This window comes from Novosphingobium sp. TCA1 (genome assembly GCF_009811895.1).
GTDB classification, from domain to species: domain Bacteria; phylum Pseudomonadota; class Alphaproteobacteria; order Sphingomonadales; family Sphingomonadaceae; genus Novosphingobium; species Novosphingobium panipatense_A.
The window spans coordinates 44456-57809 of record NZ_BLJH01000001.1 but is presented as its reverse complement, the minus strand read 5'-3'; the positions used below and the strand labels follow the sequence as shown (position 1 = coordinate 57809).

The following is a 13354-nucleotide window of genomic DNA, read 5'->3' as shown; positions in this document are numbered from 1 at the left end:
CGAGCCGCCATGACCGCGCGATGATTATCGCCGTAGACGGACCCACCGCTTCGGGCAAAGGCACTATCGCCAAGGCCCTCGCCCACCATTTCGGACTGCCTCACCTCGACACCGGCCTGCTCTATCGCGCGGTCGGCCGTCAGTGCTTCCTCGACGGCGGCAATCCCGACGATCCCGTCGATGCCCTTGCCGCCTGCACCTTCCCCGAGGGCCTGCTGGAGGACGCCGAACTGCGCTCCGAAGCCAGCGGCGGCCTGGCCAGCCGCGTCTCGATCCATCCGGCGGTGCGCCAGGCCCTCTTCGAACGCCAGCGCGCCTTCGCCACCCAGTTCGGCGGCGCCGTGCTCGACGGGCGCGACATCGGCACGGTGATCGCCCCTGAAGCCGAAGCCAAGCTGTTCGTCGACGCTTCGGTGGAGGCACGTGCGCAGCGCCGCTTCCTCGAAATGCACGCGCAGGGCCGCGACATCTCGCTGGAGGCGATCACCGCCGACCTCGCCGCGCGGGACGAGCGCGACCGGGGCCGCAAGGACGCCCCGCTGGTGGCAGCGGGCGACGCCGTGCTGATCGACACCTCTGAATTGAAGCGCGAGGAAGCCATCGCCGCCGCCATCGCCGCCGTGGACGCCCTGCGGGTCGCCTGACCGACCGGGAACGACGACGAACGCCCCGTTCCGGCGCCAATTTCCTTGCATTTCGCCCCTCATGGGCGTAGGGGCCGCCGGTCTGGAGAACCGCAACGGTTCGACAGGCGCCGCGGACGGCATTCGGCCCCCGCGGCGGTCGGCCCTTTTGGCCCGTGCTTCGCAATGGTGCGACGTGCGGAGGAAAGACCGGCGGATTCAACCGCCTGGCCGGGAAAATCGTTACAAAGGAAAGTGCCTTAATGGCTTCTTCTGCCAATCCGACTCGCGACGATTTCGCGAAAATGCTCGACGACCAGCTCGGCGGCGTCGCCGACGACGGCTTTGAAGGCCGCGTGGTCAAGGGCACCATCACCGCCATCGAAAACGACAAGGCCGTCATCGACGTTGGCCTCAAGAGCGAAGGCCGCGTGCCGCTGCGCGAATTCGCGCGCGGTGAAGGCGAGCACGGCCTCAAGGTCGGTGACGAAGTCGAAGTCTACGTCGACCGCGTCGAGAACGCCGACGGTGAAGCGATGCTGTCGCGCGACCGCGCACGCCGCGAAGCCGCCTGGGACAAGCTCGAAAACGAATTCGGTGAAGGCAAGCGCGTCGAAGGCGTGATCTTCGGCCGCGTCAAGGGCGGCTTCACCGTCGACCTCGACGGCGCCGTTGCGTTCCTCCCCGGCTCGCAGGTCGACATCCGCCCCGTGCGCGACGTCACCCCGCTGATGGACGTGCCGCAGCCCTTCCAGATCCTGAAGATGGACCGTCGCCGCGGCAACATCGTCGTGTCGCGCCGTGCCGTCCTCGAAGAAACGCGCGCCGAACAGCGCAGCGAGCTGATCGACAAGCTGAGCGAAGGCCAGGTCATCGAAGGCGTCGTCAAGAACATCACCGACTACGGTGCGTTCGTTGACCTCGGCGGCATCGACGGCCTGCTCCATGTCACCGACATGAGCTACAAGCGCGTCAACCACCCGAGCGAAGTGATCGCCATCGGCGACACCGTGAAGGTGCAGATCATCCGCATCAACCAGGACACCCAGCGCATCAGCCTCGGCATGAAGCAGCTGGAAAGCGATCCGTGGGAAGGCGCAGCCGTCAAGTACCCCGTGGGCGCCAAGCTCACCGGCACCGTCACGAACATCACCGAATACGGTGCCTTCGTGGAACTGGAAGCCGGCATCGAGGGCCTTGTCCACGTTTCGGAAATGTCCTGGACCAAGAAGAACGTCCACCCCGGCAAGATCGTCTCGACCTCGCAGGAAGTCGAAGTGGTCGTTCTCGAAGTCGATTCGGACAAGCGCCGCATCTCGCTCGGCCTCAAGCAGGCTCAGCAGAACCCCTGGGAAGCCTTCGCCGAGAAGCACCCCGTCGGTTCGCAGGTTGAAGGCGAAGTCAAGAACGCGACCGAATTCGGTCTGTTCATCGGCCTCGACGGCGACGTGGACGGCATGGTTCACATGTCGGACATTGCCTGGGGCATCTCGGGCGAAGACGCGCTGGCTCTGCACCGCAAGGGCGAGCAGGTTTCGGCCGTGGTTCTCGACGTCGACGTCGAGAAGGAACGCATCAGCCTCGGCATGAAGCAGCTTGAGCGTGGCGCTCCGGCCGCTGGCGGCGTTGCCGCAACCGGTGGCAGCTCGCTGCGCCGTAACGAAGTCGTCACCGTCACCGTTCTCGAAGTTCGTGACGGCGGCCTGGAAGTCCAGGCTGGCGACGATGGCGCCACCGGCTTCATCAAGCGTTCGGACCTCGGCCGCGACCGCGACGAGCAGCGCCCCGACCGCTTCCAGGTCGGCCAGAAGCTCGACGCCATGGTCACCGGTTTCGACCGTTCCAAGAAGCCGAACTTCTCGGTCAAGGCTCGCCAGCTTCACGAAGAAAAGGAAGCTGTCGAACAGTACGGTTCGTCGGACTCGGGCGCTTCGCTCGGCGACATCCTTGGCGAAGCTCTCAAGAACCGTTCGTAAGAACGTTCAGAGCTTCACCGCACGGTGAACACGTAGAGGCCCGCCCGGAGCGATCCGGGCGGGCCTTTGCTTTTGGGCGCGCGCGAATCCAATCCCCTTCCCCTCACCACGCCGAGCGCCTAGATCCCTTCGCAAGGAGAGATCCCATGCTCGAAGTCCACCAGTTCCCATGCCTCAGCGACAACTACGGCTACCTGCTCCACGATCCGGCGAGCGGCCAGACCGCCTGCATCGACACGCCCGATGCCGACGAATATCTGCGCCAGGCCGCGCACAAGGGCTGGCAGATCACCCAGATCTGGAACACCCACTGGCACCCCGACCACGCGGGCGGCAACGGCGCCATCAAGGCCGCCACCGGCTGCACGGTCATTGCCCCCGAAGGCGATGCCGGGAAGATCGCAGGCGTGGACCGCACCGTCGAGCAAGGCGACGTGGCGTTGCTGGGCGACTGGAAAGCCCATGTCCTCGACGTAGGCGGCCATACCATGGGCCACTGCGCCTACCACCTTCCCGAAGCACAGATCGCCTTCGTCGGCGATTCGGTCTTCGCGCTGGGCTGCGGGCGCATGTTCGAAGGGCAGCCTGCGCAGTTCTGGGAAAGCCTTCAGCGCATCAAGGCCCTGCCGGTCGATACCATGCTCTACTGCGCGCACGAGTATACGGCCGCGAATGCCAAATTCGCGCTTCATGCCGATCCCGAGAACGAAGAACTCGCCGCTTATGCCGACGATATCGCCCGCGCGCGCGCAGCGGGCCTGCCGACCGTCCCGACCAAGCTCGGCCGGGAACTTCTGACCAATCCGTTCCTGCGCGCCGACGATCCGGCGATCCAGGCACGCTGGGCGCCCGAAGGCGCGCGCGGCGACGCCGTGGCGACATTCGCGGCACTGCGCGAGGCCAAGAACAGCTTCTGAAAAGCAATGAGGCGGGCGCCGCTAGCCCCCGCCTCATTCGATCATTCGTAGACGATGCGGACCTTGCCCGCCGCCTCGGCCGCGACGCGGCGCGCGGTGTCGGTATCGTCCGCGAGTGTCAGAGCGACGCCCATGCGACGATAGGGACGCGTCACGGGCTTCGCGAAGACCCTCAGGTCCACTTCCGCGCCCGGTGTCGCCAAAGCCTCTGCCTGCCCCTCATAGGCGAAGGAATCGCTGTCCCGGTCGGCCAGGATCACCGCCGAGGCGCTCGCACCGTGCAGGACCACTTGCGGGATCGGCAGGCCGAGGATCGCCCGGGCATGGAGATCGAATTCTGAGAAATTTTGCGAGATCAGCGTGACCATCCCGGTATCGTGCGGACGCGGGGAGAGTTCGGAGAAGATCACTTCCTCGCCCTTCACGAAGAACTCCACGCCGAACAGGCCGTAGCCGCCGAGATCGTCGACCACCTTGCGCGCCATGTCCTGCGCCGCGGCAATGGCGGCGGGCGCCATCGGCGTCGGCTGCCAGGATTCCTGATAGTCGCCGCGTTCCTGCCGGTGGCCGATCGGCGGGCAGAACGACACGCCTTCGCGGCTTCGCACGGTGAGCAACGTGATCTCGTAGTCGAAAGCGACGAATTCCTCGACGATCACGCGCTTGCGGTCGCCGCGCATGTTGGCGACGGCGTAGTCCCAGGCCTTCTCCAGATCGGCGGCATCGCGCACCGTGCTCTGGCCCTTGCCGGACGAGGACATGACCGGCTTGATGACGCAGGGCAGGCCCGTGTGCTCGGCGCCCGCCAGCACTTCATCGAGGCTTTCCGCATAGCGATAGCGCGAGGTGCGCAGGCCTAGGTCGACGGCCGCCACTTCGCGGATGGCGTCGCGGTTCATGGTCATCTGCGTGGCCCGCGCAGAGGGCACGACGCAGAAGCCTTCCGCCTCGACTTCGGCCAGCACTTCGGTGCGGATGGCCTCGACTTCGGGAACGATGAAGTCCGGCTTGTGCTTCTCGATGGCCGCGCGCAGACGTTCGCCGTCCAGCATCGAGAAGACCTCGAAACGGTCCGCCACCTGCATCGCGGGAGCGCCCTCGTAAGCGTCGCAGGCAATGACTTCGCAGCCGAGCCGCTTGGCCGAGATCACGAATTCACGCCCCAGTTCGCCCGAACCGAGCAGCAGGATCTTCGCGGTGAATGCCATGGCGGCGCTCCTTTCGTTTGATTGCCCGGCCCTAGAGCAATGTCCCCGAGAGTATGGCAAGGGCGATAGTGAAATAAATGACGAGGCCGGTGACATCCACCAAGGTCGCCACGAAGGGCGCCGAGGCGCTGGCCGGATCGAAGCCCAGCTTCTGGAGCAGGAAGGGCAGCATCGAGCCCGCCAGCGATCCGAAGGTCACGATCCCCACCAGCCCCGCCGAAACGGTGGTGGCGATCAGGACCCAGTGGCTTCCGTAGTCGTAAAAGCCCAGCGCCTGCCAGGCGGCGATACGCACAAATCCGACCGTGCCGAGTATCGCCCCCAGCACCATGCCCGCAGGCAGTTCGCGCAGTGCCACGCGCCACCAGTCGCGCAGGCGCACTTGGCCCACCGCCAGCGCCCGGATGATCAGCGAGGTCGCCTGGCTGCCGCTGTTTCCGCCCGAACTCATGATGAGCGGGATGAACAGGGTCAGCACAACCGCGCGGGCCAGTTCGTCCTCGAAGTGCTGCATGGCACTGGCCGTCAGCATTTCGGAGAGAAACAGCACGCTCAGCCACCCTGCCCGCTTGCGGATCATCGCCAGGAAACCGGTTTCGAGGTAAGGCTTGTCGAACGCCTCCACGCCGCCGAACTTCTGCACGCCTTCGGTATGTTCCTCGACCAGCGCGTCGAGCACATCGTCCACGGTAACGATGCCGATCGGGCACCTGTTCCGGTCAACGACCGGCAATGCGAGCAGATCGTGGCGGCGAATCAGGTCGGCCACTTCCTTGCGATCCGTCTCCGGCGCGACAGCCACCGGGTCGCGGCCGCGTCCGAGATCGAGCGCAAGGTCATCGGGTTCGGCAGCAATCAGCCGCCGAAGCGAAATCGTCGCTTCGAGCCTGCCTTCACGGCCGACGAGGAACACCGAATAGACCGTCTCGCGGCTGCGCTCCACGGTGCGGATCAGGCGCAGAACCTCGCCCACGCTGGCATAGGAAGGGGCAGCGACGAACTCGGTCGTCATCATGCCGCCCGCGCTGTCTTCCGGCCAGGCGAGCAGGCTGGAAAGCGACGTGCGCACATCAGGCGCCAGCGCCGCCAGGAAGCGGTCCGCCGTATCCTCGTCCATTTCCGCCAGGACGTCGGCCGCCCGGTCTTCCGCCATTTGCGATACCAGCTGTACCGCGCGCGGGAACGGCAGCATCTCCAGCACATCGGGGGCGCTGGCGAATTCGGGCCGATCGAGGGCCGCCACGGCGCGCACATCCGCCATGCGACCGAGCTTTGCTGCGGCCTCCGCGGGAGACAGCGCCTCCAGCTTCTCGACGATATCGGCAATATAGAGCCCGCGCGAGACGGGCTGGGGACCGGCGATCACGCCGGCGAGCAGGTCGTTCACCATCTTCAAACCTTTCGTCCGCACGACCCCGGCGGACGATGGCCAGCGAGAACTAGCCAGCGCCCTTGGGGCGTGCGGTCCTACTGGTACTGTCGCTTGACATGTCCTCGCTTCCTGAAACACCGCAGCAACAAAGGCTGCGCGGCCGCCCTGTGATCCCGAACGCGGCCAAGGTCAACACCCGATTGCAGTTGCCCCTTTCCGGCACACAAAAAAGCCCCCGTGCAGCGCACGGAGGCCTCTTTGCTTTGCGGCAGATCCGAAAGGATCAGATGCCGGCGATCGCCTGATCGACCAGTGCCTTGTCGGCATCGGCCGAGTGGTTGGCCTTGATCAGCCCGCTGGCGGCGGCGGCAGCGGCCGCAGCAGCCTGCTGGCGCAGTTCGGTCACGGCAGCGCGTTCGACGGCGCCGATCTTGTCCTGTGCCATCTTCTCGCGGCGGGCGATGACGTCGGTCGTGTCGGCCTGAGCCTTGGCGACGATCGTCTCCGCTTCGTGGCGAGCATGCTCGAGCAGAGCAGCGGCGTCCTTTTCGGCGCCGGCGATCTTGTCGGCATATTCCTTGCGCAGGGCTTCCGCCTCGGCGCGCAGGACTTTCGCCTCTTCGAGCTGGGCCTTGATCTCGGCGATCTTGCTGTCGAGACCGCCGGAGATCATCTTCGGCAGGCCCTTCCAGACCATGATCGCGATGAGCACCAGCATCGAGGCGCTGACGACCGCAACCGGCGGGGCGACGCCCAGCAGCAGCGGTTCGGCGTGATGCTCGACCGAGGCGTGTTCCTGCGTTCCAGCCATCTCGGCAGCCTCGTGGGACGTGCCCTCGGATACGGCGGCGTCGGCAGCGGTCAGCTCAGTGTTCTCAGCCATGGACCAGGTTCTCCTTCACGGCGGAACGAACCGCGCCGTCGTCGAGCGTCAGGCCGGCAATGCGGCTGACGATCTCGCGCGTGGCATCGGCGGCGACGTCCTCGATCTCGGCGGCGGCCGAACGGCGCGCCTGGGAGATGCGGGTTTCGGCTTCCGCGAGCGTGGCGTCGATCGCAACCTGGGCGGTCGCGAGACGCTCGGTCGTGACGGCAGCGGCCTGGGCGCGGGCTTCCGCGATCAGGGCCTGCGCCTCGGCGCGGTTGGCGTTCTCACGCGTGCGCCAGGCTTCCTCTTCCGCATCGGCCTGGGCGCGGGCGCGCTCGGCAGCGGCGAGGTCGTCGGCAATCTGCTTGTCGCGCTGCGCAACTGTATCCATGACCTTCGGCACCATGCCCCGTCCGACGACGAAGAAGGTGAAGCCGAAAAAGATCAGCATCCAGAAGATCTGGCTGGAATAAGTCGCGGCTAGCTGTGCGATCTGAGGCATGGGTCAGCCCTGTCTCGAAGTGGCCGGTAGAATTCTTGCGTCCTCTCCGGCCGCCCAACCAAAGGGTTCGGGCAGCCGGAGGGGATCAGTGCGCGCGATCAGGCGAAGATCAGCAGCGCGGCAACGACGAACGACAGCAGGCCGAGAAGTTCGGCGCCGGCGAAGCCGATGAAGAGGCGGCCCTGCTGGGCGTCAGCGGCGCCCGGGTTGCGCAGCGCGCCTTCGAGGAACTTGGCGAAAACGCTACCCACGCCGATCGAGGCGAGGCCGCAACCGATAGCAGCGAGACCGGCACCAAGCAGCTTTGCAGCTTCTGCGTCCATTTCAAAAACTCCCTTTGGAAAACTCGAGTGAGACTGAAAATCAGTGAAGGTTCTCTGCGTCGTTCAGATAGACGCAAGTGAGAAGAGCGAAAACATAGGCCTGGATGCCGGCGACGAGCAGCTCGAGAGCGCAGATGCCGACCATCAGGATGAAGCTGGGCAGACCGGCGATGGCGAAGAGGCCGATGCCGGCATTGCCGGAGCTGATGACGAAGCTCGAAAGAACCTCAAGAAGGACGTGGCCGGCCATCATCGCGACGAAGAGACGCAGGCCGAGGCTGAACGGGCGCACCAGGAAGGAGATCAGTTCCACGCAGAAGATCAGCGGGATCATGATCACCGGGGTGCCGTGCGGCACGAACAGCGAGAAGAAGTGCAGCTTGTGCTTCGCGAAACCGACGATGAGGACGATTGCGAAGGAAAGCACCGCGAGAACGCCCGTGGCCGAGAAGTGGCTGGTGAAGGTGAAGGCGTGGAGGCCGATCACACCCAGCGGCAGCAGGCCGAGGAAGTTCGCGAAAAGAATGAACATGAACAGCGAGAAAATGTACGGAACGTACTTCTTGCCGCCGGGGCCGACGTTGGCGGCCAGCATGCCGTCGATGAAGCCGGTGAAGCTTTCGACGGCCATCTGCCAGCGACCGGGCACGAGCTGGCGCTTCATGCCGCCTGCGACGAAGAACGCCAGCGTCACGGCGGCGATCGCCATCCACAGCGTGCTGTTGGTGAAGGCGATGTTGTAACCGGCGATGCTCCAGCCTTCCGAGCCGAACAACGGCTGGATGCTGAACTGGTGCATCGGATCGACCTTCGCTTCGGCTGCCACGCGAATATCCCTGTCGCCAATGAACGACAGCGCCCCTGCTTATCCCTTTCGGGTCAATCCGGGCGCCGGTTCGAATTCCTGATAATGTTCCTGAAGGCGACGAATATTCCTGCGAACAGCATCACCATCAGACCCCAGGGCGATGTTCCGGCGAAGTGATCGATCACCCAGCCAAGAAACAGACCACCGGCAACCCCACCGAGCAAGTCGGCCAGGACGCGGTTACCGGCACGATAGGCATCGTCGGTTTCCGCACCCGCGACCGGCTTCTGACGCTGCGCTTCCCGCTCGCGAAGGGCTTTCAGCCGATCGTCCAGCGAATCGAGGCGCGCATCCTCGCCGACAGGGTCCCGTGCGGACGGCTCGTCGTTCATGTCAGGGCTCCTCCTCAATCGAATAGGAACGAATGACGCGTTCAACGGCTGCCCGCCGAGGGCGCCGACCCCTTAGGGTGGGGGCCTTCCCGAGTCAACCATGGCAGGAAACGCACGGCCACAGTTGTTCACACGCCAAGCCGTGTGTCCAAGTGCCCGTCAGCGCTTCGAAAGTGGTAATGCTCCGACAATACCGCAAGGACGATGGCGAAGAAAAATCGTCGCCAGGCGCCCCGCCATCGATCGCCGCGTCAAGCTCCGGGGCGCCTCGTCGATTTCCGGTCATCGGTGCGTCAGGCTTTTGACATACAAAAGGAGCGGCCGGAAATTCCGACCGCTCCTTATTCAAACTTGCATTGATCGCCTGCCCGAAGTCTCGAAAAGTGGGCCGGGCCGGGAAACAGCTTGTCAGGGACAACGCGCGTCCCGCTCCGGCGCGCCGGCGCCGCGGGTCTTCCAGGAGCCGTCGGGTGCCTGGTACTTTTCGCCGGGCTGGGTCTGGGCGATCAGGCGGCAGGCCGTTGCGAAGGCATATTCCTCGATCGTGCTCTTGCCCGCGGCCTTTTCGGTAAAGATGGCGCGGCGGCGGTTGTTGATGTCGCGCACCATGGCGCGGACTTCGGCGGACGGGCTGCCGATCACGCCGAGATAGCCGTCCTTCTGTTCACCGACCTGCCCCGCCGCGCGCGCGGCGGCATAGGCCGGATCGCGGCCCTCCTGCGCCACCGCGCCGCCGCTGGCCGCCATCGTCAGGACCACCGCGCCGAGAACGGCCACCGGGTAACTGAAAAGGATCTTGGTCATCAGAATACGCCTTCGTTTTGCTTGATCGTGTTCTCCGCGTCCTGGGAGAGCCGATAGATCACTTCCTGCCTGATGTTGATGTTGAGTTCGATGACGATCGGCTTGTCCGGGGCGGATACGTTCACGCATCCTCCGAGGGCCGATCCGAAACCCAACGCCAGCATCGCGGCGCAAACGGCGCGCCCACCGAACCGGAAACCCTCGTGCTGCGGGTCGTGCTGTGCCTGGCTCATCATGGCCGGGCTTGTCGCAGCCGGAACGTTTCCGGTCAATTCCAGGGCCTTCATGGATTATTCTCGCTGACTGGAGGCTGAATGGTGTCTGGCACGGGACGAGCCGTTTCCGCCTTGCCCGAATTCATGCCTGAGGGAGATCCCGGCACGACCAGCGGCACACCTTTGTCGATGCCGAGCGCGCGGGGATCGGTAACGTATGTGGGATCATAGAGCGACCGCATCGAGCCGAACAGGCTGAAGAACGGCGCCTTGATCTTGACGACGAAGCGGATCGGCAGCTTGGCGATCTGCCGGGTAAGGAAGTTGCGCTGTGCCGTATCGCCCTGGCTCAGCCCGTCGAACGCCAGGCGCGTGAAGATATCGCCCGAGAGCGAACCGCCCAGGCCGATTTCCATGTGCCTGTAATCGACCGACTTGAGCGCCCCGAAGGCGAAGTTACCCATCGCCGACAGGTCCTTGTAGGTAAGCGCGCCGAGATAGCTGACGTTTCCGCCAGGATCGCGCGAGGCAAGGTAGCCGTCGACGATCCGTCCGCCCTGCTCGTCGAACACGATCGGCACCTCTCCGTCGAAAACGCCGGTGGCACTGATATTGGTCAGTTCGAGATGCTGCACGAAAGTCGCCGCATCGAGGCCGCTGACGTTGAGCTTGTAGTTCCGCGTCTCGGTAGCGCCGATTCGCATCGTCGCGGGGTCGAGCGTCAGCGTGCCGGACATGAAGGGCCAGCGCGCGCCGTTTATACGCAGCAGATAGCCCGGTTCCATCTGGAACCCGAGCACGCCGTCGTTCACTTCGATGCCGGGATTGACCGAGGCGATCCTGAGCTGCTGGTCCGGGGCCGTGACGAAACCGAGCAGGTCGGTGAAAACGACCTCGCCGCTCAGCCCTTTCACCGGGCCGAAGGCAGCTGCGAAATCCAGTCCTTCAGATGCGAACCGGCCATTGCTGGTCACCCCGCGCACGTTCCAGTCGATGCGCCCCTTGCCGTGCAACGAACCGCGCAAGTCCGAGACGATGCCAAGCAGCAGGGGCGAAAGGGTTTCCGCCTGCACGTCCTTGTCGAAAGTGACACCGGCAACGGCAAGATCGGCATGCCCGCTGGCGTCGCCCAGGTCATGGACGATATCTGCGCGCACCACCTCCCGGTCGCTTTTCGGCTCACGCAGCAGCGCCTCGGCGGTGATCACGTTGTTTTCCAGCCTGAGGGTAGCGTCGCGCGCGACGAGAGGCTGGAAACGCGGCACCTGCTGGCGGTCCACGAGCGTGAAATGCGCCTGGACGATCCGCAGCACGCCACCGCGATAGCTCCAGTTCCCGGCCGTCTGCCGCAGATCGAGGGGAACGGCGGCCAGGCCGATATCCGCCTCGTCGAAGGTCCCGGCGATTTCCTTGCCCACTTGCGCGTCGAGCCTTGCCAGCCGGAATCGCGAAGGCGCCTCGTCCGGTCCGAGCGCAACATCCACCGTCTTGGCCGTGAGACTGCCGGGGCGCCCAGCCAATTGGGCATAGCCCAGCGGCCCGCTGGCGATTCGGATCGGCGTTTCGCCGAGGCGCCCCGAAAGATCGAGCCCGGGAATGCCGAAGGCGATGTCGATACCGCTGCCCCGGCTGCGCAGGACCGCCCCGCCGGGTGCGGGACAGACCTGCAGGCTGCGGCGGTCCAGCGTGAGATTGGCCAGGGCGAGCCGTTCGAAACCGACCTTGGTGCAGGCGCTCCAGACGGCCAGCGCACCGTCGGCACCCCAGCGCCCGTCGATCGGCAGGACCAGCCCTTTCGCGCCGCCGCCCGGCAAGGCGCCGGATATCCGGGTTTCTCCGGTGAAGCGCATGGCGCCGTCCGGCGACTGGGTAAGCGCAAGGCGCGGCACCGCGAGGCGCGAATCGCCCGCCGCATATTCCTGCATCTCGACCTGAAGCGCGAGATGCCCCAGCGCATCGCTTTCCATGCGGCCCGAGACTTGCGGCAGCCCCTGCCCGCCGCTGGCGAAATTACCAGTCACGACGGCCCGGTTGCGGCCCTTTCCGCTAGCCAGCTGGGCCTGGACCCGGGAGAACGACAGCAGGGATGCGCCGCTGGTGCCTTTCACGTTGCCGCGCGGGACGACCAGCGACAGGCCTTCATCGCCGCGGCGCAGGACAAGGTTCGCATCGAGCGTGCTGCCGCGCGTTTCCCGCGCCAGGGCACTGCGGAATTGCCGCAGGAGCGGCGAAGCCAGTGTCCCCTCGCCGGTCCTGCTCCATTCGGCCAGCAGCGAATCGGTCGATTCGCCCGTCGTCAGCTGCTTGCCGGTCACATCGCCGTCGAGATCGAATCGCGCGAAACCATGGCTGGAGCGCATGCGCCCTTCGAACCCGATCACGCCCACGCGCACCTGATCCGTCACGACGCCATTGGCACCGACCCGGAAATTGGCGTTGAGAGCATCGCGGCGATAGGAAAACCGTCCCGACCCGGCGAGACTCTTGAGGGCATTGCGGCCCAGACGCGCCGCCCCGGTGTCGAGACCGATCCCGCCCTCGCCCCCGTCGAGCCGTCGATCCAGCGTGACATCGATCTGCGCGCTGCCCGCAGCAAGCCGCAAGTCCTGCTCTCGGCAATGCAGCGACGCCGTCCGCAGCGGCCCCTGCAAGCGGGGGCGGCCGCTCGAAACCGAGAGCTTGCCGTAAAGCGTCGTGCGTCCCGCCTCGCAGCCCGCAGCGGCCAGCCGGGGCGAGACGACCGCCAGTTCGCCGCCGAAACCTTCGGCCCCGAAGCCGCCGACGGAATCGCCTCGCAAGGCACCTGCACCCGTGAGGCTTGCAGCCAGTCGGCCATAGTCGCTTTCGATCAGCGCGCGGCCGTCGACAATCGCCAGATCCAGGTCCGGCAGGGCATAGTCCTTGTCCCCGCCCCCGCCTTCGAGCGCCTTGTCGAGTACCCCCAGTCGCAGTTTGCCGTCGTGGAACGAGCCGAACAGGCGCGGGCGAATCACCGTGATCCGCCCGATGACCGGCCATCCCCAGTTCAGCCGCGTTGCGATGTGCAGTTCTTCGATAGTGAGATCGGGCCGCTTCGGATCGCCGATCACCAGATTGCGGATCACCTGCTGCGAAGGTCCGATCTGGACGATCTCGTAACGCGCCGGAATCCCCAGCTTGCGCAGTTCTCCGGCGATCAGGTTTTCTGCAATGTCCTTGCGCAGAGCCCAGGCACCGGCAAGGCTGATCGCGACCAGTCCCAGCGCGCCAAGCGCCAACACGCGCCGCCTGCTGCGACGATCCGGCTGCTGCGGCATATCCGCCGAGGGGGTAGGCTGCTCATGATCCTGCGACATCCGGTCCATCA

General features: G+C 65.5%; 13 protein-coding genes. 3 read left to right on the top strand and 10 right to left on the bottom strand.

Features of this window, described 5'->3' with window-relative positions:
• Nucleotides 1–20 precede the first annotated feature (20 nt).
• From NTCA1_RS00315 to gloB, 3 genes are all read left to right on the top strand, one after another.
• Nucleotides 21–644, top strand: coding sequence for a d(CMP) kinase (locus tag NTCA1_RS00315; RefSeq protein ID WP_159827142.1), 624 nt, complete (start codon nucleotides 21–23; stop codon nucleotides 642–644).
• A 242-nt stretch (nucleotides 645–886) separates the two neighbouring features.
• Nucleotides 887–2599: a 30S ribosomal protein S1 gene (gene rpsA / locus NTCA1_RS00310; RefSeq protein ID WP_086493421.1), complete on the top strand. Its 1713-nt coding sequence runs from the start codon at nucleotides 887–889 to the stop codon at nucleotides 2597–2599.
• Nucleotides 2600–2745: 146 nt separating this feature from the next.
• Complete coding sequence (gloB, locus tag NTCA1_RS00305) at nucleotides 2746–3516, top strand: hydroxyacylglutathione hydrolase (protein ID WP_159827139.1); 771 nt, start codon at nucleotides 2746–2748, stop codon at nucleotides 3514–3516.
• Nucleotides 3517–3557: 41 nt separating this feature from the next.
• On the opposite strand, the gene purT is transcribed toward gloB, so the two are convergent.
• The 10 genes from purT to NTCA1_RS00255 form a co-directional block, all read right to left on the bottom strand.
• Entirely contained in the window at nucleotides 3558–4724 is a 1167-nt protein-coding gene (gene purT, locus NTCA1_RS00300) for a formate-dependent phosphoribosylglycinamide formyltransferase (protein ID WP_159827136.1), read from the bottom strand.
• Between the two features lie 31 nt (nucleotides 4725–4755).
• Nucleotides 4756–6114: a magnesium transporter gene (gene mgtE, locus NTCA1_RS00295; RefSeq protein WP_159827133.1), complete on the bottom strand. Its 1359-nt coding sequence runs from the start codon at nucleotides 6112–6114 to the stop codon at nucleotides 4756–4758.
• A 265-nt stretch (nucleotides 6115–6379) separates the two neighbouring features.
• The gene (locus tag NTCA1_RS00290; protein WP_236549018.1) at nucleotides 6380–6979 is read right to left on the bottom strand and encodes a hypothetical protein; all 600 of its coding nucleotides are present in this window, start codon (nucleotides 6977–6979) and stop codon (nucleotides 6380–6382) included.
• Nucleotides 6972–7466: an ATPase gene (locus NTCA1_RS00285; RefSeq protein WP_086493425.1), complete on the bottom strand. Its 495-nt coding sequence runs from the start codon at nucleotides 7464–7466 to the stop codon at nucleotides 6972–6974. The genes NTCA1_RS00290 and NTCA1_RS00285 overlap by 8 nt, the downstream gene beginning before the upstream one ends.
• Nucleotides 7467–7564: 98 nt before the next feature.
• Nucleotides 7565–7789 carry a F0F1 ATP synthase subunit C gene (locus tag NTCA1_RS00280; protein ID WP_007013775.1) on the bottom strand — a complete coding sequence of 75 codons (225 nt, stop codon included), beginning with the start codon at nucleotides 7787–7789 and terminating at the stop codon, nucleotides 7565–7567.
• A gap of 40 nt (nucleotides 7790–7829) precedes the next feature.
• Nucleotides 7830–8615 carry a F0F1 ATP synthase subunit A gene (locus NTCA1_RS00275; RefSeq protein ID WP_021233351.1) on the bottom strand — a complete coding sequence of 262 codons (786 nt, stop codon included), beginning with the start codon at nucleotides 8613–8615 and terminating at the stop codon, nucleotides 7830–7832.
• A 53-nt stretch (nucleotides 8616–8668) separates the two neighbouring features.
• A complete protein-coding gene (locus tag NTCA1_RS00270; protein ID WP_086493426.1) occupies nucleotides 8669–8989 on the bottom strand; it encodes an AtpZ/AtpI family protein in 321 nt (106 codons plus the stop codon).
• A gap of 408 nt (nucleotides 8990–9397) precedes the next feature.
• Entirely contained in the window at nucleotides 9398–9793 is a 396-nt protein-coding gene (locus tag NTCA1_RS00265) for a YdbL family protein (RefSeq protein ID WP_159827130.1), read from the bottom strand.
• Nucleotides 9793–10080 carry a YnbE family lipoprotein gene (locus NTCA1_RS00260; protein ID WP_086493428.1) on the bottom strand — a complete coding sequence of 96 codons (288 nt, stop codon included), beginning with the start codon at nucleotides 10078–10080 and terminating at the stop codon, nucleotides 9793–9795. Before NTCA1_RS00260 ends, NTCA1_RS00265 begins: the two co-directional genes overlap by 1 nt.
• On the bottom strand, nucleotides 10077–13352 hold the full coding sequence (locus tag NTCA1_RS00255) for a YdbH domain-containing protein (protein ID WP_236549017.1): 3276 nt from the start codon (nucleotides 13350–13352) through the stop codon (nucleotides 10077–10079). Before NTCA1_RS00255 ends, NTCA1_RS00260 begins: the two co-directional genes overlap by 4 nt.
• Between the last annotated feature and the right edge of the window lie 2 nt (nucleotides 13353–13354).